The sequence below is a fragment of the Streptomyces cellostaticus genome, from assembly GCF_001513965.1.
Lineage (GTDB): Bacteria > Actinomycetota > Actinomycetes > Streptomycetales > Streptomycetaceae > Streptomyces > Streptomyces cellostaticus.
In genome coordinates, this window is record NZ_KQ948017.1 from 39,861 (window position 1) to 59,567 (window position 19,707).

Consider the following 19,707-nt stretch of genomic DNA (forward strand, 5'->3'; position numbering starts at 1 on the left):
GTCCGCAGCACCCTCGGCACGCTGACGCGGTCACACCCTGCCGCCGAAGAACACCTGCACCTCGTGGATCAGCCCGTCGCGGACGGTGACCGCCTCGACGTTGCGGTAAAGGAGGCGCAAGGGTTCGGTGTGGCGCGGCTACGTCGGGGCCGTCTGCTAGGCGATGACGACGAGGACTTCCTCATCCGGACGGCCACCACCCGACCCGGAACGCGACGCGCGGCAGTTCACCCTGGCCAACTCCAGCCACCGCAGCCACACCGTGCACTGCACGCCTGCCTGCGCCGGCGCAACGCCAACGCCCCCGAAAAACGGAACGGCTCTCCTGACTCGTCTTCATGCCGACGGCGTGGCCGCGCGGGCGGCTTACCGTGATCCGCACACCACGGCTCAGGTGATCGAGTCGGGCGGTCAGGCAGTGACGCTCGATATGGCCATGCCGGACACGATCGGTCCCGCACTCGATGGCATCGAGGCCGTATTCCTTCTCGGCGCGACGGGCCCCGCCCAAACGACGCACGAACTCAACATACTGGAAGCCGTCCGTGCGGTGGGTGTTCGGGTGGTCAAGCTGTCGGTCTGGCGGGCCGACGAAGGACTCTCACCGATCGCCCGGCTGCATCAGCCCGTCGAACAGTCGCTGGTCACGTCCGATGTGGCCTGGACGATCCTGCGACCCAACTTCTATCTGCAGAACTTCCTGCGCCAGCCGTCCATCCGCGAGGCCAGGGAGTTCAGTCTCCCCTTGATCACCGCACCCATAAGCTTCATCGACAGCGGCGACATCGCCCGTGTCGCAGCGCGGGTTCTCACCACTGATGGCCATGACGGCTGCGTCTATGACCTTACCGGGCCGAAGGCACTGACCTACGCTGAAGCCGCCGAAGAGTTTTCCGACGTCCTCGGCAAGCCCGTGCGCTACGTGGGACTGCCGGACGACGAAGCGCGCGCGGCCATGCTGGGTCGCGGGATGCCGGAGTTCTACGTCGATGCCCTGATAGGAGTTGCCCGCGCTTATCGCGACGGCGGTGCCGAGACCGTCACTTCAACCGTGGCCGACCTCACGGGCCGTGCAGCCCTCGGTTTTGCCGATTTCGTGCGCCAGAACCGCAACTTCTTCGACTGACCATGGTCTTCATCGGCCTGCACCCGGTGTGAGATCACCGAAATCCGGTTCCCTCCTGACGAACATCAGCAGCACCATCACCTGCCGGGACTGCCGACCTTCCTGATCAGCCGAGGCCATCGCCACATGGTCCGACGGGGATCGCAGCGATCGGAGCAGCCCGGGAAAGTGTTGACGCCGCAAGGGCAGTACGCGCGCATTCGGGATCGTGGCACCGTCCCGGGCGACAGGGCCCGACCGGTCAGGCGGGGCTGAGCGGATGTACCGCCGTGGTGGAGCGCGGCGGCCAGGAGTGCGGGGAGAGGATGCCGAGCACGTAGGCGCGGGCGACCAGTGCCGGGCGGGTCGCGGCTCCCAGGAGGTGCCGCAGGCGGCTCAGGTGGTAGTCGAGGGTCTGCCGCGAGAGGTGCAGAGTTCCGGCGATGTCCGCATTGCTGTGCCCGGCGGCCAGCAGGGCGAGTATCCGCACCTGGGCGGCCGTCAGCGGTGGGTGCGCCTCGTAGCTCAGGCCGAGCCGGGAAATGACCGCCCAGACGCCGGGCGGGTGTTCCGCGGCGTGGTGTACGGCGCTCAAATGGATCCAGGCTCGGCGCCGGCGGTCACCGTCGACGAGCACGGCGCTGGTGCGCGCGCTTCTGCGCCGGCCGGCGATGAGGTCCTCCCAGATCCGGTGAAGCGCCGTCCGTTCGGGCGTCCGGGCCAGCAGGGTGTCGGCGGGCGATCCGACCAGGTCGCCCAGGCGGACGTGCAGCAGCTCGGCGGCGGCAGTGCCTGCGTCCCTGACGACTCCGTCCGCGGACAGGCGCAGGCAGGCCAGGCCACTGTGGTCCCGCAGCGCGCGCAGGTCCGCCTCGGCCTGACGCCGCTGGTCCAGCGCACGGGTGTAGTCGGTGATGTCGACGTAGATGCCCGCCACGCAGCGCAGGGTGCCCCAGCGGACGGGGAAGCGGTAACCGGCCGCGTGCCCGCAAGAACCGTCCGAACGACGGTAGACGAGCGTGTGCCGCACGGAGTGCCCGCCGGTGAGGACCTCCTCGTCGAGGGCGCGGAAGCGCGCCGCGTCATCGGGTCCGTCGATCTCGGCGAGGTGCCGGCCGATCAAGGTGTCGCGTGTGGTTCCGTACAGATGGGCGTAGGCGTGGTTCGCCCAGACATAGCGGGCGTCGGCGTCGCGGACGAACACCGCGGCCGGGCTCAGGTCGGCGAAGGATGCGTACGGCCCCGTCCCGGCCACCGGGCCGCCCACCTCGACCGCGACTCCTCTGCTGCGGCCGGAGGGCGCGCCGTCGCCGCGGCCCGGCCAGTTGACGGAGAACGTACGGCCCTCGAACCGCGCCTGGTAGGGACCGTCGCCGGGTAACTGCGACCGACCGCGGCGATCGGCGCACAGGGCCTGCAGGAAGCGGCGCGCCACGCGCTCGTCGGCGAAGGCGCCGCCCCCGCTCTCGACCAGGTCCGAGCCGCCGTCGGCTTCCCACCAGGACACCGGGAGGGGCGCGAGCAGCGTCTTGAAATCGGCCTCGTCCACGATGTGACTCCTTCAACGTTCCACGACATTACTTTGAGTGACACATCATGCGTGTCCCGTAGGTGCGTGCGGCATGCCGGACGGTTCGGGACCCGCCCTGGCGCGATGCGGGCACCCCCAGGCCGGGCGCTAACGCATCACCGGACCTTCACATGACGTCAACCGCCGTCATGAGTCAGGCATTTGCCTGAGACGTCGATGCTTCGCACGCCCGGAAACGGGAAACCGGGCTGCTTCGCTTGAAGCGAGACCGCGGAACGGTGGACGACCAGCCGGCGCATCCCGACGCCACCGCTCCGCTCGTCGCGTGAACCACCGGGCCAGGAAGTAGTCGGGTGACATAAGGAGATGGGATTTCGTGACGAAGGTGCTGTACGTGCATGCCAAGGGCGGTCCCCCGGTGGGGTACGCGCTGCCTCGGGTGGCCGCGAGGTCAGCCGTGCACCTGCTGGCACTCAGCGACCTGCCCGTCCATGTGGCGGCGGACGCGGCGGGGCTGTGCGCTTCGGTCGTCGCACGTGGGGACACGGACGAACACGACCTGGTCGAACTCATCGCGTCCCGTGCCCGCGAGGTCGGCGCGGACGCCGTCATCACCCTCTCGGAGTACGCGGTGGTCGCGGTCGCCGAGGCCTCCCGGCTGCTCGGGCTGCGGGGCGCCGGGCCGGCCGCGGCCCTCGCTCGCGACAAGCGCCTGATGCGCGCGGCCTGGGAACGCCAGGGCATCCCCCAGCCCTGCTTCCGCGCCATCGCAACAGCACAGCAACTGCGGGCCGCGGAAGCTGAGTTGTCCCACCCACTGCTGCTGAAGGCGGCCTGGAGCGCCGGCTCGACCGCGCACCAGATCATCGAGGGGACCGCGGACGTGCAAGACGCCTGGGAACGGTCGCGCGCGGTGATGGCCGAGTCGGCGCGGCTCGGCTACGCGGAACTCCATGTCGGCGGCGCCGGTGAGGACTTCATCGTCGAGGAGATCGTCACCGGCTGTGCCGAGGAGTGGTTCGACGGATCGGGCTGGGGTGACTACGTCAGCGTCGAGGGCGTGGTCGTGGACGGTGTCTTCCGGCCGGTCTGCCTCAGTGGCCGGATGCCGACGGTGGCTCCGTTCACCGAACGGGCCGGCATCACGCCGGCCGCGGTCGGTACGGGGGCCCAGACCCGGATCGTCGAGCTGGCCCGGCGGGCCGTGGAGGCGCTCGGGCTGGAGAACTGCGGCACCCACACGGAGATCAAACTCGGGGCGGACGGCCGCATGTGGGTGATCGAGACGGCGGCGCGGTTCGGCGGCGCCATGACGGTGCCCCAGATCGAGCAGGTTTTCGGGCTCGACCTGGTCGCCATGTTCACCGACCAGTTGCTCGGGCGGCCGGCAGACTGGCCGTCACGGGCGTTGACGCCCGCGGACGCCGACGGCGCGGCCGGGTCCCTCGTCGTCCTCGCCGTGGACGGCGCGGGCGCCCCATGGCCGCGCCGGCACCTGTGGGACTCCGCGTCGGTGATCCGCTCCGCTCCGGTCGGCGCGGGCAGCACGCTGTCCGTCGTCCGCGAGAGTTCGCTGCCGGACGGCACACCCGTGCCGGTCTACGATCCGGCCGCGGGCGCCAACACCATGGCGGGGCTGTGCCTGCTGTCCGCCGACCGGCCGCAGACCGTCATCCGCGACTTCACCGCCCTGGTGGACGCACTGCCGCGCATCCTGCCCACGGACGTCGCCGAGGGGGTACGGGCATGACCCTCGCCCTGGACGAGGCCGGCGTACCCGGGGCTGCCGGCGACCGCACCGTCGTCGGCGCCAACCTGTCGCTGCCCCTGTTCCGGACGCTGTCCGGAGTGCTTGCCGGACACCCGTACCTGAAGATCGTGGTGGACCGCGCCGACAGCACCTGGCACCTGCTCGACACGCAGATGCATCCCTTCCACGTCAACTACATCGCCACCCGTGTCCTGGGCATGACCCTGGACGAACTCGACGCGGATCTGGACGCGTTCAACGCATCCGTGTACATGGACCCCGAACGCCGCTTCCTCCTCGGGGTGCTGTCCCTCCACACCGAAGGGGACGCGGACGGCACCGAGCGTCCCTTCCTGGTGCTGGAGACCACCGAGGCGGACACCATGCAGGGCTCCCTGCTGGAGGAGTTCTATCTCTATGTGCGCGAGCGGGTGGACGGACGTCTGCCGCTGCTGCTCAAGCCCGCCAACCACGGCCAGGAGCACGAACTGGCCTCGGTCGGCGAGGCGGACGTACCGCGCATCCTCAGCCACGAACTGTTCGGCAACCGGACCCGCACCTGCCTCAACCCCGGAGAGGCCGAGGGCCGACTGCGCCACTTCCGCACCAGGGCCGAGTACGAGGCAGCCGCCGCGGACCTCGGCTGGTCGGACATCATCGCGATGCCCCGCCTCCCCGACGACGTGCCCAGGGTCGCCGGATTCGTCAACACCGCGCCCACCACTCCGCTTTCCCACACCAACGTGCTGGCTTCGGGCTGGGGCATCCCGAACGCGATCGTCCGCGACCTCGACGCCGTCGTGCGCGACGGCCTGGACGGTGCCTGGGTGCGCTACCGGGTCCGCGAGGACTCCGTCTCGCTGGAGCCGCTGCCCGGCCCGCCGGCCCTGAAGAGGCCCGCCTGGCACCAGCAGCGCATCCTCATCGGGACGCCGCTGCTGCAGCAGTCCCCGGTCCTGCCCCTGGACCGGCTGCGGCGCACCGACCGCGACAGTTACGGCACCAAGGCGGCCAACCTCGGAGAACTGCACCATGTCCTGGACAGCCGCACCGCCGACCTGACGGTGTTCTACGTGCGCCCGCGCGCGCCGCGCCCCCATCTCCTCGGCCACCTCGGCGCTCGCCTCGGCGAACAGGGAGCCTCGCCGGAGCGACTCCGCGCCGCCGCGGCCGAGTACGTGGCCGGCACCGTCCGCGCCCCCGAGGGCGTGGCGCTGCCGTTCCACCTCCACCACCTGTTCCTGACCTCCTCCCCCGCGCTCCAACAGGGCATCGGCAAGCTGAAGATGGCCCTGGAGCTCGAGGCGTTCGACGTCGTGGACCCGTTGTGCCTGACCCTTCAGCACCTCGTGCGCGGCACGCCGATGCCGAACGAGGTGACCCGGGCGATCACGGGCGCAGTGCCGGAGCTGCTGGCCGACGGCCGCCGCATGGTGGTGCGCTCCTCCTCCAACGCCGAGGACCTGCCCGGCTTCTCCGCGGCGGGGATCTACGACTCGGTGACCACCGTGCGAGGGACCGAACAGCTCCTGGACGCCGTGCGGCAGGTGTGGGCGTCACTGCTGTCGCCGCGCAGCGTGCGTCTGCGGCACCAGGCCGGAATCTCCCTGGACGACACCTACATGGGAGTGATCGTCCAGGAGTACGTACCCGCTCGCCTCGGCGGTGTGCTGGTGACCTGCAACCCGACCCGCCGGGAGGACTTCCGCAACGTGTACCTCAACTGCACGCCCGGTTCGCCGGAGCGGGTGGTGGACGGTACCGTCCTGCCGCAGCAGTACCTGTACAACACCGTCGAGGGCGGCGGACGTACGGTGGACATCGGCTCCGCGGGCAAGGACCTCCCGTCAAAGACGCGCTCGGCGCTCGCCCGGCTCGCCTTCACCGGACGCCTGTTGCAGTCCCATTTCAGTGAGGACGACGCCGACGACGCGCTGGACATCGAGTGGCTGATGACGGACCAAGGGGCGTTCCGCCTGGTCCAGATCCGCCCCTACGCCCGGTGAACCGCCATATGCCCGCCCTGTGGCGCCGTCGTACGCAGTTGGTCTCCTCCCCGGTCGCCCGGCGCATCATCCGTCTCAACAACGGGTTCCAACTGCTGTTCAACCTGCTGTGGTGGATGCCCGTCTTCTACGCCTACCAGCGCGACGCCGGTCTGTCCGACAGCCAGATCTTCGGCATTCAGAGCATCTACTACATAGCGTTCTGTCTGTTCGAGATACCGACGGGTGTCGTCGCCGACCGCATCGGCGCCCTCAACTGCCTGCGCGCGGGCGCGGTCGTCATGACGGCGGCGAACATGGCGCCGGTGCTGGCCCCCTCGTACACCGGCTTCCTCGTGCACTTCCTCGCCATAGCGGCCGGACGCTCACTCACGTCGGGCGCGGCGAGCGCCTACCTCTACGACGGTCTGCGCAACGAGGGGGCCGATGCCCACTACCTGAGAGCCGAAGGCACCGCACGGTCCCTCGGCCTGGCCGCCAAGGTGGTCTGCTGGCCGCTCGTCGGCCCGCTGATGGCGCTCGCTCCGCAGACCCCGTACGTGCTCAGCGCGGCAAGCGCGGCCGGGTCCCTGGGCTGTGCGCTCGCGCTGCCGCGCCTGGCGCCGCGCGGTAGGGAAGCCGGGCCGGGCACGCCCGGGCGGCGCGGCGGAAGCCTCCTGCGTGACACCGGTGCCGCTCTGCGTGCACTGCGCGCATCGCCGTGGCTGCCGCTGCTCATGGTGCAGGGCGTGGCGGTGTTCACGCTGTCGCGCATCTGCCAGGTCAACCTCTTCCAGCCGGTCCTCCTGGAACACGGGATCGGGGAGAGCACGCACGGCAGTGTGCTCGCGGCCATGACAGTGGCCGAAGCGGTGGCCTCGGCCCGTCCCCAGTGGCTGAGCCGCCGGATGTCGCCGACCATGTGGGTGTCCCTGCTGAGCATGGCGCTCGCCGCGGCACTCGCGGGCACCGTCCTCGGCGGGCCCTGGCTCGTGGTGGCGCTGCTGTGCGCGTTCGCCGCGATCACCGGGTTCGTCTATCCCGTGCAGCGCAAGCTCGTCAACGACGCCATCCCGGCGGACGCGCCGCGCGCCACGCTGCTGTCGGTGGAGAGCATCGTCGACCGCGGTGTGTGCGCGCTGGCCGCGGTCGCCGCCGGAGCGTACCTGGCGGCCGGCCGCCTCGACGCGCTGCTGTGGCAGAGCGCCGCGGTGACCTGCGTGCTGATACCGGTCCTGCATCTCGCGCTGCACCGGCTGGGTCCGGCAGCCCCGCGTGGACGGTGTGGGGCACGCATGCGCGCCCATGAGGCTGACCCCGGTCCCGTCCCCGGCTCTGATCAGGATGCCCGGGGCGCGGGCGAGGAAGAACTCAGGAGACCGCACGAGGCCCAGCCGGCGAAAGCAGACCAGCCCGTACCCCTGCCGGTCGACGAATGCGTCGCGCCACACCCGTGAACGGCAGGCCGGACGTCCGCATATCCTTCCAGCACTTCTTCGCGGTCGACTGACCCATGGCCGGATTGCCGCCCGCCACCACGCGCCCCGGCACCGGGACCACGGCCCAGGCCACGTCGGCCGTCTCAAGAGGCGGGGCGCGATCCGGCGTGTCGGCCACGATCTCCGGGGGCCGAAGGCGCTGCCTCCCACGCGGGCGACCTCAGGGCCCCATCCGGCTACCGGGCCCTGGCGGCCTCGCTACGGCCCCACCGTCGCACCGGCCTCGCCGGGGCGCTGCTCGGGCTGATCGGCGGCGCCCTGGGCCTGGCCCAGCCCCTGACCGCCAAGCGGTTGATCGACAACCTGGGCACGGGGCGCACGGCCATCGGTCCGGTACTGGTCCTGGCCGCGCTCCTGCTCGGGGCTGCCGTGTTCTCCGCCCTGAGCCAGTACGTCCTGCATCGCACCGTCGAGTCCGTCGTGTGTTCCGCCCGGCGGCGGGTTGTCAGGCGCCTGCTCCGGTTGGCTGTGCCCGAGTTGGACAGGCACGAGCCGGGTCGCGCGCAGGCATCGCTGGATGACCTTGCGCGTTGCGTCGGAGTCGGGCTCGAAACGGCGGCGACGGGCGTGGACGTGCTGGCGCGCGCGGTGGGCCGTCTGACGGACAGACACCTCCGTCTTGCCGATCGCGGTGGCGATCTCGCCGTGGGTGCAGCCGAACACCTCGTGCAGGACGAACACCGCACGCTCGGTCGGTTTCAGTGTCTCCAGGACGAGCAGCATGGCCATCGACACCGACTCGGCCGGCGTCGCGTCGTCGCTCACCTCGGGTGCCCATGGAGACACCCCGCACCGGGAATGTGTGACAGTCCAACGCTGTCATCCGCTTCACACCACAGATGAGTCACCGATACGACGACTGCGTCAGTCGGCTCTCGGCAGCCGCTGGAACATGCGGGGCGTCCTGAGCGTCACACGCCGGATCGGATCAGAAGGCCGTGTGGGTGAACCAGCGGTCGAGGAGCGTGGCCTCTCCAGAGACCTCGAAGGCCGGCTCCTGGTACGACCGCCGCCCGTAGAGCAGCAGCAGGAGATCGGCCGCCTGTGCGCGCACCGCGGCCGTGGGCGGTTCGGGCTCGGCGGTGTCGCTGCCGACCCGCGGGAGCAGACGGAAACCGTCCGAGTCCAGCCGCACCCGCCACTCCTCGCCGGTTGCGCCGTCGGAGCCCGCGCACCGGAACGCGATGGTCTCGCCGTCTCCGCGCAGCTTCGTCACTGCTGGAGCGAAGAGGCCTGCATAGGGCAGGTTGACGAGGAACTCGTCCACCCCGTCCGCCGCCAGCGCGGCGTCGATGTCCGGCTCCCTGCCGACGGCACGCTCGGCGTCCACCCGGTGCAACAGCGTCTCGAACAGCATCCGGCGGGCCCAGAAGCGCGCGTGCTGGTCCTCGCCCCAGGCCCACATCGCAGCCTGCGGATCCGTGGTCCGCAGCACGGCCGCCACCTGGGGCACGCCGGCTGCCACCCAGTCGGCATACTCCTGCTCCGTCTCCGGCAGCCCCAGCTCCACGTCGCGATTGCGTGGAGGCTCCTGCACCAGCTGGGTCAGCAACGTGGAGAACCAGCGCTGCAGCGCTCCCACGTGCCGGGTGAGATCGGCCAGATTCCAATCGGGGCAGGAGGGCACCGCACTCGCCGGGTCAGCGTCGGTGACCGCTTCGGCGAAGCGCAGCGTCTCGCGTTCGATCGCCTGCCGGTACGTGTCATAAGGCAGAGGATGTTCCGCCCTGCTCGTCATGCCCATCAGCTCCCGCCAATCTGTGCCTGTGCCGGATCCCTTCGCGATCAGTGTGGATGCTGGAGTGCACTCGAACGCAAATCCCGGTGACGCTCTCGCCCGCATGTACCAGTGAAGGACGACTGCGGAGTCCCGGAACTGCGGCTCGTCGAAGCAGGTGCTTCCGTCCGCCCGCCGAGCAGCTCGCGGTCCCGCCGGCGAGCGGAACCGCGAGTCTCTTCGGTGGTGGCAGGCGACAGGGGGCACTCGGCGTGGGGCGTCAGGCCGGTGGCAGCGTCCACTTCTGCGCCGCGGTCCCGTTGCACGTGTAGATCTGGAGCCGTGTGCCTTGTGTCGTGGAGGAGTTGGGATCGTCGAGGCAGAGACCGGACTGCGGGTTCGTCAGCGAGCCGTCGGCGCCCGCCGTCCATTTCTGGGCGCCGGTGCCGTTGCAGGTGTAGAGCTGGACGAGCGTTCCGTCGGTCGTCCCGCTGTTCGACACGTCGAGGCACTTGCCGAGGGTGCGCAGGGTGCCGTCGGTCGCGACGGTCCAGTCCTGGGCGTATGTGCCATTGCAGGCCCACAGGCGGACAGCGGTGTGATCGTCGGTGCCGGAGTTGGCGTCATCGATGCACTGCGCGGAGTTCACGCCTGCTTTGACGGGACCCACACGTGGCTTCGGCGGGGCTGCTGTGTCACCGGGGTAGGAGGGCGGGGCGGCTGAAGCGTTCGCCGCCCAACCGGTGTTGGGGCTGCTGCCGAGCGTGTAGGACAGCGTGCCTCCGGAGGTGATCGCGGTCGTGGGCGCATAGGCCTTGTTCCATGCGGACCCGTCGAACGTCGCGGACTGGACGTAGGGTGCGTCTTCCCCGGCGCCGTTGCCATTGATCGTCAAGGTCTTCCCGGACGGCAGAGTGATCACCGCCTGGGAGAACACCGGCGAGCCGAGGGCAAGATCGGATGTGCCGGGTGTCATCGGATACATGCCCAGCGCGGACCACACGTACCAGGCGCTCATCGCGCCGAGGTCGTCATTGCCGTCGGCGAGGCCCGTGGGGGTGTCGGACCAGATCTCGTCCTGGATCGAGCGTACGGTGGCCTGCGTCTTGTAGGGCTCACCGACGTAGTCGTACTCCCAGGGCAGTTCGATGCTCGGCTCGTTGCCGACCCAGGCGTAGCCGTTGGCGCCGGTGTAGCTGCGCAGCACGGTGTCGAGATAGTCGCTCATCACCTTGTTGCCGCCCTTGGCGGTGGCCAGCCCGGCCAGGTTGAAGGGAACCATGCCTGAGTAGATCCATGAGTCGGCCTCCACCATGCCGGTACCGCGGGTGGGGCCGAAGCCGCTGGTCCAGGCGCCGTTGGCGTTGCGGGGCTGGACGAAGCCGGAGTCCGGGTTCAGCACGTTGCGCCAGTCCTGCGCGCGATGGGCGTACGTCTGCCGGCTCGCGGTGTCGCCCAGGGCACCGGCGAAGGCGGAGAGGGCGAAGTCGGCGGTGTCGTACTCCAGGGTCGTGGCCACCGGACCGTAGAAGTTGCAGCAGCCGTAACTGCCGTCGTAGGGCTCGTAGCCCAGGCCGTCCAGGTAGTTCAGGCCCGGTCGGTCGTTGTTCGCGGTGCTCGCCTGTTTCAGCAGACCGGCCAGCGCCTTCGACGTGTCGAAGTTCCGGGCACCGAAAGCGTAGTAGTCGGCGATGATCGCCGCCGCCGGGTCACCGACCATGACGTAGGACTCGCCGTTGTTCTCCGACCACTTGGGGAAAATGCCGGTCTGGGCGTAGTCGTCGGTCATCGACTGGGCGGTGTCGGAGGCGACCTGAGGACTCACCAGCGCCTCGAGCTGGGCCTGGGAACGGTAGATGTCCCAGCCGGAGTAGTTGGCGTAGGCGGCGTCGTGCCCGGCGTCGACCTGGTGCGTTCTGCCGTCGAAACCGTAGTACTGGCCGTTGGTGTCGCTGATGACGTTCGGGTGCAGCAGTGAGTGGTAGAGCGCCGTGTAGAAGATCCGCTGCTGCTCTGCCGTGCCGCCGGCGACCTGCACCTTGCCGAGCGCCTTGTCCCAGGCCTGGAGGGCCGTGGCGCGGACGCCTTCGAAGTCCCACCGGGCGTTCTCGGCCGTACGGTTGGCGGTCGCGTTCGCCACGGAGACGTAGGAGATACCGATCTTGGCCTGGACGACCGGGTTCGCGGTGGTGTTGAAGGTGACATGCGCGTTCGATGCGGCGGCCGACGCGGGCGAGTCGGCCGGCGCCTTCGGCATCTCGCCGTGAAGTTGCGGCTTGTTCGGCTTCTCCGGAGCGTTCTTGTCGGCGCGTTCGGTGGCAGGCTCGGATGGTTTCGCCGGACGGGCGAGCGTACTGCCGCTGGAGGTGATGGGCCGGTCGAAGACCATGTCGAAGTAGACGGTGTAGGTGTTCGTGGCGCCGCAGAATCTCCCGCTGGTGACCTGACCGCTGACCTCGGTGCCGGAGACGACGTTGAACTGTGCCGACGTGCCGGCGCTCTGACTACTGGTCAGCTTGAAGATCAGGTTGGCCTGAGAGGTGGCGGGGAAGGTGAAGCGCGCCATGCCAGTGCGCGTGGTGGTGGTGAGCTCGGTGGTCACCTTGTTGTCGAGCGCGACCTTGTAGGAACCGGCCTGCGCGGACTCGTTGGCGTGTGAGAAGGAGTCTGTCGCCGCGTTGTCGACGGCACCCACCGTGGGCAGCACCGGCACGTCACCGGCGGCTTTGCAGCCCGGTCCCGCGATGTGGGTGAGGCTGAATCCCGTGACAGCCGAGTCCTCGTACTCGTACCCCCCGCCGGGCGGACGCGACGAAGTGTCCGGACTCCATTGCAGCATGCCGAAAGGAACGTCCGCGCCAGGGAAGTCGTTCGCGTCGTTGGATGTGCCGATGAAGGGGTTGACCAGATCCGCCGGCGAGGACACGAGTCTCGCCGCTCTTGCCGACGCCGGGTGTGCCGCCCAGGCGACGGGCGCCGGTAATGCGTACGCGCCGAGGAGGGCGGCGCCTGCGCCAACTCCCAGAGCGATACGGATCCGGCGGCCGCGGAGAGGCCGCCTGCGCGGGCCGCGACAGCGGCCGCCGGCCGGATGCAGAAACATCGAACTGCCTCCTGAGGGGTACGCGTTCGGGAGCACACCGAGCCGGACGAGGGAGGACGACCCGATGAGGGGGGCACGAGGTCGGTCACGTCGCGGAGTTGTGGTCTGCCTGGGGCCGCCTTGACAACGTTGTCTCAATGACTGGGCGTCTTCGGCTCATGAGCGCTACCGGGACCCCGAACTCTTGCCTTCAACTCCCGTCGCCGGACGGTGGATCGACTCGGAGTACAGTCGCAACGTATCCAGCAGTCGTGCACACGTCAATATGTAAGGTCGCCCGCCCCACGGTGAATTGGCCGACATCTGTCGGCGATTGTTTGGCGTTGCACCCATTCCGCCTACGGCGTACGACCGTTGACCGCGCCAGGCCCAGTCGGCGCGCATCACGGGGCGGGGCGCCGTGGCTCTCGTCACCGACCGCGTCGCGGCCGCCCCGTTGGTCAAGCAGGCCGGCTGATCCCGTCTATCCAGCGCTCGCCGCGGTCCGGGTGACTTCCTGAGCCCGGACGGGCAGCGACTGCTCCGTCCAGATCGTCTTCCCATGGGCCGTGTAGCGCGTGCCCCAGCGCTGTGCGAGCTGAGCGACGAGGAACAGCCCGCGGCCGCCTTCGTCCGAGTACCGGGCGCGCCTCAGTCGCGGGGAGGTGTTGCTCGCATCGGACACCTCACAGATCAGGGTCCGATCGTGGATCAGCCGGAGGCCGATGGGACCGTGAGCGTGTTTCATCGCGTTGGTGACCAGCTCGCTGACGATCAGTTCCGTGGTGAAAGCGATGTCGTCCAGGTCCCACCGGGCAAGTTGTCCCTCCACCTCGCTGCGGGCTTCCGCAACCGACGAGGGGGTCGACGGGATCTCCCAGGTGGCCACTCGGTCGCAGTCCAGGCCGCGCGTCCGCACCACGAGACACGCCACGTCGTCGCGTGGGCGGTCGGGAAGCAGCGTACGGACCAACGTGTCGCAGATCTCCTCGAGCGGCCGGTCGGGGTGCGCGAGCGCGAAGCACAGGCGCTCCAGGCCGGCATCCACGTCGCGGTCGGACGCCTCGATCAGCCCGTCGGTGAACAAGGCCATGACGCTCCCCTCCTCGACCTCGAACTCGGCCGACTCGAAGGGAAAACCACCGAGTCCGAGAGGAGGACCGGCCGGGACGTCGAGAATTTCGACGGGCTCACTCAGGTGCGCGAGGCCCGGACTGGGATGTCCGGCCCGAGCAACGGACAGCTTGCGCCCGATCGGGTCGTACACGGCGTAGACACAGGTCGCGCCGACGACCACACCGTCGGAGGCCGCCTCGGCTTCCTCTGACAGACGCAGGACCAGGTCGTCCACATGGGTCAGCAGTTCCTCGGGCGGCAGGTCCATGTCGGCGAGCGTCTGCACGGCTGCGCGCAACCGGCCCATACTCGCCGCAGCGTGTATGCCGTGGCCCACGACGTCCCCCACCACCAGTGCGACGCGCGCACCGGAAAGGGGGATGACATCGAACCAGTCGCCCCCCACCCCGGCCTCGGCATCGGCCGGCAAATATCGATAGGCGACCTCGACGGCGCTGAGGTCCGGCAGCACAGGGGGCAGCAGACTGGTCTGGAGGGCGAGTGCCGCGCTGTGTTCACGGGCGAAGCGTCTGGCGTTGTCGACACACACGGCCGCCCGGCCGGACAGTTCCTCGACGAGGAGCTGATCATCGTCGTCGAAGGCATCCGGATTCTCCCAGCGGAGCATCGTGACCACGCCCGCGGTCACACCCCGCGCGCGCAGCGGCACGACCATGTGGGAATGCACGCCGATACGAAGAAACGTGTCCAGGCGCAGCGGATCCCCGCCGAGCCACCCCGTTGACGATGAAACGACCGCGTCCCGCACAGACAGGCCCGTGGCCAGGCAGCGGCTCTGCGGGGACTGTGCCGGATAGCGGGTCGATGCGCCGATCGGAACGACCACCTCGGGGTGGTCGGCGCGGATCGACAGGTGAGCGGCGCGGTAGAGACCGCTTTGGCCCTTCCGAGGACGTGCGGCGAGATCTTCTGGAGGCCGTATGCCGTCCAGCAGGTCCACCGCCACGAAGTCGGCGAACTGGGGCACCAGAACCTCGGCAAGTTCCTCGACGGTACGACCGAGCTCCAGCGTCGTGCCGATGCGCTCGCTCGCCTCGTTCACCAGCACCAGCCGCCTGCGCCCCCGGTCGCGGTCACGGTCGCGGTCGACGAAGTCGACGGCCGTCTGGCACACCCCCAGGGTGGCGCCCGTCCGGGCACGCAGCGGGAAGGACGTGCGCAGCCTGAGGTGCTCCGTACGCGCCTGACGGGTCGTTCCGGGCTGGGGTGCCGTGTGTGCGACGGACGACGCATGTTCGACTGACGACGCGTGTTCGACGGACGACCGGACCTCCCCTGTCGCCAGCGCCAGCCCGGCCTGCCGCTCGACGGCCTGAAGCCCTGCAGAGTGCCGGCCCGGGAGGGCACCGCTCTCCTCAGGTGGCAAGCCCTCCATGACGGCCAGCATCTCGTTGCGCCATTCGCACCGCAGCTGGGTGTCGAGCACAGCGATTCCGATCGATGACTGGGTCAGCAGGCCGTGCATGGCCGCCTGGCCCAGTTCCCAGCGCTTCAGTGCGACGGCGCTGCACAGGGCGGCGAGCCAGCCGCCGCGCCCGCAGGGTGCCCGCAGGGCGCGTACCCGTAGTCCGAGTTCGACGCTGTGGCCGCCGTGGTGGCGACCCGAGATCGGACCCTCCCAGCTGTCGGCCACCAGCCGTCCTTCGACCAGGGCCGCGAGTCCGTCCCGGCTGTCCAGTACGGCCGTCGCCGGCTGCCCGAGTACGTCCGCCGAGCTGTAGCCGAGCAACTTCTCGGCTTCCGGGCTCCAGCATTCGATCAGCCCTGCTGCGTCCACCATCACGAGCGCGGCGGTGGCGAGGTCGAACGGATCGGCCACGCTGTCTCTGTATGGCAGGCCCCACGCGCCCATGATCTGGTCCCCTCTACAGGCGGACCCCGCCACCAGGCTCTCACACCGAGGCCGCGAGGACGTACCGGCGACGGCGTACCGGCGTCGGCGTCACAGCCCCCGGGTGCAGGGGAGGCACGCATGGTGACGTCCGGATGCGCACTGTGATCTGTGATCTGTGATCTGTGATCGCTCTGTGCCTATGACGAACTGCCCTGGCTCTGGAGCGATCAGGTCTCAACGACCTTCAGATCCCGGGACTTGACAAGGGGCGCAACTCCGAGACGGGGCCCGCGGGACGTCATCCTCGTCGGCCGGACGCCCGCCCCCGGCGAAAGGGTCCGGGCAGCACCCCCGTGCACAGCCCGGACCCGTGTCTCACGCAGCAAGGGCGTGGCCAGGGTGCAGTACCACCTTGGTGTAGCCCTCGATCCGCTTGTCGAACTTCTCATAGGCCTGCGGCGCCTGCTCCAGCGGGAGCTCGTGGGAGACCACGAAGCTGGGCTTGGCCCGCTCTGCGATGATCATGTCACGCAGCTGGCGGTTGTACCGCTTGACGTTGCACTGTCCGGTGCCCATCTGCTGGCCCTTCTCGAACATCTTGCCGATGGAGACCAGCAGCTGGCCGTGCTTGGCGTGCTCATCGGGGCCGCCCGGGTCCGATGGCACGTACAGCCCCGGCACGCCGAGCATGCCGGTGGGGCGCACCGTCATGACGAGCTCGTTGAGGACGATGGCGGGCTCCTCATGGCTGGCATCGTGTGCCTGAGCCTGGTACCCGACGGCGTCCACACCCTTGTCGGTTCCTTCTCCGCCCGTCTGCTCCTTGATCTGCTCGGCCGGGTCGCCCTTGGTGAAGTCGATGGGGATCGCCCCGATCTCCTCCGCCTTGGCGAGCCGCTCGGGCACCCGGTCCACGGAGAACACCTTCGCCGCACCACGCAACAGCGCGGAGTAGGCGGCCATCAGCCCCACAGGTCCGGCGCCGAAGACGGCCACGCTCTCGCCGGGGGACACCTGAGCGAGCTCGCATCCGTGGTAACCGGTCGGGAAGATGTCGGCGAGCAGCACGAAGTCGGTTTCGAATGCGTCGCCCGGCGGCAGCTTCAGGCAGTTGAAGTCGGCGAAAGGCACTCGCAGCAGCTCTGCCTGGCCGCCCTTGTACGGGCCCATCGCCACATAGCCGTAAGCTCCGCCCGCGAAGCCGGGATTGACCGTCAGGCAGAAGCCGGTCTTCCCGGCGAGGCAGTTCTTGCAGAATCCGCAGGCGACATTGAACGGCATGACGACGCGGTCTCCCTTGGACAGGGACGTCACACCGGTGCCGACCTCCTCGACGATGCCGAGGTTCTCGTGTCCGAAGACGATGCCCGCCTCGGCAGCCGTGCGGCCCTCGTACATGTGCAGGTCGGAACCGCAGATCGCGGTCGACGTGACCCGTACCATGACATCGTTCGGATGCTGGATCTGCGGATCATCGACGTCCCTCACCGTCACGCTGAAGGGCTTCTCGTAGACGACGGCTTTCACCTGGATCACCTCCGCGTCGAGCGCTGGATGACGGCGGCGAGGGAGAGAGCCGCTGCCGGGGGACACACACGAAGGCGGGCCCTCGGTCTGTGCCGTGGCCCCCATGCGCTCGCTTCACCGCCGGTACTTCCAGGTAACGCCCGTACGGCAGGGGCTGCAACCCACGTCGACAGCGCCACCCGCTGCGGCCGCCGGTCAGCGTTTCGGGCCGTCTTCATAGGGGCTGCCTCCCGGGCCAGGCGCACTCACGGGCATGACCCGGCTGAGGGGCCTTCCCCTGGTCGAGCGCCTCGCATACCTGGTCCGTGGATCCGTAGCGGCGGGTGAGCCCCTGGTGACGCGTCCATGCGTCCGCATATCCTTACGCCCACGTATCCATGTGTCTGCATGGAGGTCCGGCACCTCCACCAGGAAGACCGTGGGCGGTCACGTCGCTCACACCAGGTCGATACCCAGCTCGGTGTCCGGTCGGCACAGCCGGCACGCCTCGGCATTCGGGTCCGTGAGCGCGGCCCGTGCCTCATCGGCCCTGATCCGGTGCGGACGGCCTTCGGTCATGGTGCAGTCGGCGGTGTGGATCAGAGCGGGCTCGGGCCCGGCCGACGTCCGCTTCTGCTGCACTACGAAGCCCACGTCTGCCGCGGGCAGCGGCGTGAAGCCGGGCGGTGGTCCCCCACCTTCTTCCACACGGCTCGGCCGCCGCGGGGGCCCGTGTTCCGCGCGGGTGAGGGCCTCCCGTACGGCGTTCCGCTGGAGCCGCAGGTAGGTGCCGATGGTGTGGTTCTCAGCGATCTGCCGGTCGAGGTAGGCAAGGACCATGCGGAGCCGGAGCAGGTCAGGTGGCAGCTGCGACAAGACGCCCACCAGCCCTGTGCGGGACGACGCACAGGGTCAGCTCCGTCCTCCCGGCCGCGTCGTGTACAGGATCGACCGCGCGGCCGTATGTGGTGTGCCATGCCTCCAGGGCTTGAGCGAGGTCGTCGGGGATCGACCACATGGCCAGATTCAATCACGTGTTCGATTTTCTACGCCACCGGCACCTGATCTTGATGGTTGACAACACCCTGGGAAACGCCGAAGCCATACCGGACATCTGCCGTGCCCGTTCCCGCGGCCCGCACGGCGCTAGCATCGGATCCCGTGATCGTATGGCTCAATGGCACCCACGGCGCAGGCAAGACAACGACCAGTCCACTCGTGCAGCAACTGATCCCGGATTCAAGGGTGTTCGATGCCGAGAAGGTCGGCGAGACACTCATGGACATCACGCCGGGGCTGCCCGGGACTGACAACTTCCAGCACTGGCCGCCGTGGCGGCAGCTCGTCGTCGAGACCGCCCGCCGCGTACTCGACTACACCGGCGGCACTCTGGTGATGCCCATGACTGTCCTGGTCGAGCAGTACTGGCGCGAGATCAGCACGGGCCTCGCCCAACACGCCATCCCGGTAAGGCACTTCGTCCTCCACGCCGACCAAGACACCCTCCGCGGACGCATCGAGGGAGATACTCTTCTCGGCCCCTCCCCATTCCGCCTCAGATACCTCGAGCCCTACGCCGAGGCGGCCCGCACGTGGCTGCACGGCGAGGCCGAGGTCGTCGACACCACGCACCTCACGCCCGCCCAGGCCGCCCTGCAGATCGCAGAGGCCGTCAGGAGTTGAGGTCCGCCGCCCGCGCGAAAACAGCCGCAGGCGGCAGGGAACGACCCTCTTCCTTCGGGATGGCTGCCCGCTGCCAACGATCAGCCCACGCTTTCCACCAGGCCGGCAGCAGACTCCTGCCGCTGTCCCCCACGGCGGTCTGCAACCGATCGGCACAGCGATGAGTTTCGGAAGCGTGCCGGGTCTATGGGTGTGACGGTCGCCGAAGCACGCCCAGGGAAGACCGCCGGTCCATACCCACACCGATCAACCGCATTCGAGGAGAACGACATGACCGCTACCTACACCTTCGACGTCTTTTCCAGCCTCGACGGCTACGGCGCCGCCGGCGGCAACTGGACCGGCTACTGGGGTAAGCAAGGCCCCGAGTTGCTCGACCACCGCCTTGCCTTGTACGGCACGGAGCAGCGGATGGTCTTCGGGGCCAACACCTATCGGGCCTTCGCGCGGATGCTGGCCTCGAGCACCGAGGAGTCCGACGTGCGTGACCCATGGGTCACCCGGATGAGGAACCTGCCGGCAACGGTGGTGTCGACGACGCTGGAAGGCCCCCTCGACTGGCCGAACGCGACCGTCGTGAGCGGTGACGCCGTCGAGGTCGTCGCCCGGCTCAAGGAGGAGTCCGACGTGCCGTTGCGCTCGCACGGCAGCCTGTCGTTGAACCGGGCGCTGATGGCCGCCGGCCTGGTCGACCGCTTGCAGGTGACGCTCTTCCCTGTCATCACCGGTCAGACCGGGTTGGACCCGATCTTCCAGGGTGCGGCCGACTTCGACCTGGAGCTGGTCGAGAACCGGACGCTCGACGGTCACATCCAAGAGCTCATCTACCGGCCCACCCTCCATTGACCTGTACGGATTCGAGGCTCAAGGAGCTGGAT

The 19,707-nt window shown here is 69.2% G+C and carries 12 protein-coding genes and 2 pseudogenes; 7 read left to right on the forward strand and 7 right to left on the reverse strand.

Features of this window, described 5'->3' with window-relative positions:
• Positions 1-163: 163 nt before the first annotated feature.
• A complete protein-coding gene (locus AQI88_RS07460; protein WP_079057440.1) occupies positions 164-1,126 on the forward strand; it encodes an NAD(P)H-binding protein in 963 nt (320 codons plus the stop codon).
• Between the two features lie 241 nt (positions 1,127-1,367).
• Here the strand turns inward: AQI88_RS07460 and AQI88_RS07465 are convergent, their stop codons facing one another.
• On the reverse strand, positions 1,368-2,654 hold the full coding sequence (locus tag AQI88_RS07465) for a PAS domain-containing protein (RefSeq protein WP_066993920.1): 1,287 nt from the start codon (positions 2,652-2,654) through the stop codon (positions 1,368-1,370).
• 358 nt (positions 2,655-3,012) lie between these two features.
• Here AQI88_RS07465 and AQI88_RS07470 point away from each other — a divergent pair, with 358 nt between their 5' ends.
• From AQI88_RS07470 to AQI88_RS49025, 4 genes and pseudogenes are all read left to right on the forward strand, one after another.
• Positions 3,013-4,386 carry an ATP-grasp domain-containing protein gene (locus AQI88_RS07470; protein ID WP_066993923.1) on the forward strand — a complete coding sequence of 458 codons (1,374 nt, stop codon included), beginning with the start codon at positions 3,013-3,015 and terminating at the stop codon, positions 4,384-4,386.
• Entirely contained in the window at positions 4,383-6,392 is a 2,010-nt protein-coding gene (locus AQI88_RS07475) for a PEP/pyruvate-binding domain-containing protein (protein ID WP_066993925.1), read from the forward strand. The genes AQI88_RS07470 and AQI88_RS07475 overlap by 4 nt, the downstream gene beginning before the upstream one ends.
• 8 nt (positions 6,393-6,400) lie before the next feature.
• Positions 6,401-7,828 (forward strand): MFS transporter, encoded by a 1,428-nt coding sequence (locus tag AQI88_RS07480; protein WP_079057441.1) that lies wholly within the window; start codon positions 6,401-6,403, stop codon positions 7,826-7,828.
• Positions 7,829-8,146: 318 nt separating this feature from the next.
• A pseudogene (locus AQI88_RS49025) lies at positions 8,147-8,326 on the forward strand (hypothetical protein); the annotation flags it as partial.
• Between the two features lie 126 nt (positions 8,327-8,452).
• Here the strand turns inward: AQI88_RS49025 and AQI88_RS49030 are convergent.
• The 6 genes and pseudogenes from AQI88_RS49030 to AQI88_RS07510 all read right to left on the reverse strand — a co-directional run.
• A pseudogene (locus tag AQI88_RS49030) lies at positions 8,453-8,599 on the reverse strand (sigma factor-like helix-turn-helix DNA-binding protein); the annotation flags it as partial.
• Between the two features lie 199 nt (positions 8,600-8,798).
• Entirely contained in the window at positions 8,799-9,608 is an 810-nt protein-coding gene (locus tag AQI88_RS07490; RefSeq protein ID WP_244184070.1) for a maleylpyruvate isomerase family mycothiol-dependent enzyme, read from the reverse strand.
• Between the two features lie 259 nt (positions 9,609-9,867).
• On the reverse strand, positions 9,868-12,513 hold the full coding sequence (locus AQI88_RS07495) for a lectin (RefSeq protein WP_244184071.1): 2,646 nt from the start codon (positions 12,511-12,513) through the stop codon (positions 9,868-9,870).
• A 640-nt stretch (positions 12,514-13,153) separates the two neighbouring features.
• Positions 13,154-15,691: an ATP-binding SpoIIE family protein phosphatase gene (locus AQI88_RS07500; RefSeq protein ID WP_317932892.1), complete on the reverse strand. Its 2,538-nt coding sequence runs from the start codon at positions 15,689-15,691 to the stop codon at positions 13,154-13,156.
• 324 nt (positions 15,692-16,015) lie between these two features.
• Positions 16,016-17,167 (reverse strand): glutathione-independent formaldehyde dehydrogenase, encoded by a 1,152-nt coding sequence (locus AQI88_RS07505; RefSeq protein ID WP_066994961.1) that lies wholly within the window; start codon positions 17,165-17,167, stop codon positions 16,016-16,018.
• Positions 17,168-17,602: 435 nt separating this feature from the next.
• Positions 17,603-18,031, reverse strand: a complete 429-nt coding sequence (locus tag AQI88_RS07510) for a DUF6233 domain-containing protein (protein ID WP_244184072.1) — start codon at positions 18,029-18,031, stop codon at positions 17,603-17,605.
• A 276-nt stretch (positions 18,032-18,307) separates the two neighbouring features.
• Here AQI88_RS07510 and AQI88_RS07515 point away from each other — a divergent pair, with 276 nt between their 5' ends.
• Together AQI88_RS07515 and AQI88_RS07520 are read left to right on the forward strand one after the other, a co-directional pair.
• A complete protein-coding gene (locus AQI88_RS07515) occupies positions 18,308-18,829 on the forward strand; it encodes a P-loop nucleotide/nucleoside kinase family protein (protein ID WP_066993931.1) in 522 nt (173 codons plus the stop codon).
• A gap of 270 nt (positions 18,830-19,099) precedes the next feature.
• Complete coding sequence (locus AQI88_RS07520) at positions 19,100-19,675, forward strand: dihydrofolate reductase family protein (RefSeq protein WP_066993934.1); 576 nt, start codon at positions 19,100-19,102, stop codon at positions 19,673-19,675.
• Positions 19,676-19,707: the final 32 nt, after the last annotated feature.

Coding starts and splice junctions, on each gene's coding strand:
- AQI88_RS07460 (WP_079057440.1), top strand. CDS start 164: ATGACGACGAGGACTTCCTCATCCGGACGGCCACCACCCGACCCGGAA.
- AQI88_RS07480 (WP_079057441.1), top strand. CDS start 6,401: ATGCCCGCCCTGTGGCGCCGTCGTACGCAGTTGGTCTCCTCCCCGGTC.
- AQI88_RS07490 (WP_244184070.1), bottom strand. CDS start 9,608: ATGACGAGCAGGGCGGAACATCCTCTGCCTTATGACACGTACCGGCAG.
- AQI88_RS07520 (WP_066993934.1), top strand. CDS start 19,100: ATGACCGCTACCTACACCTTCGACGTCTTTTCCAGCCTCGACGGCTAC.
- AQI88_RS07475 (WP_066993925.1), top strand. CDS start 4,383: ATGACCCTCGCCCTGGACGAGGCCGGCGTACCCGGGGCTGCCGGCGAC.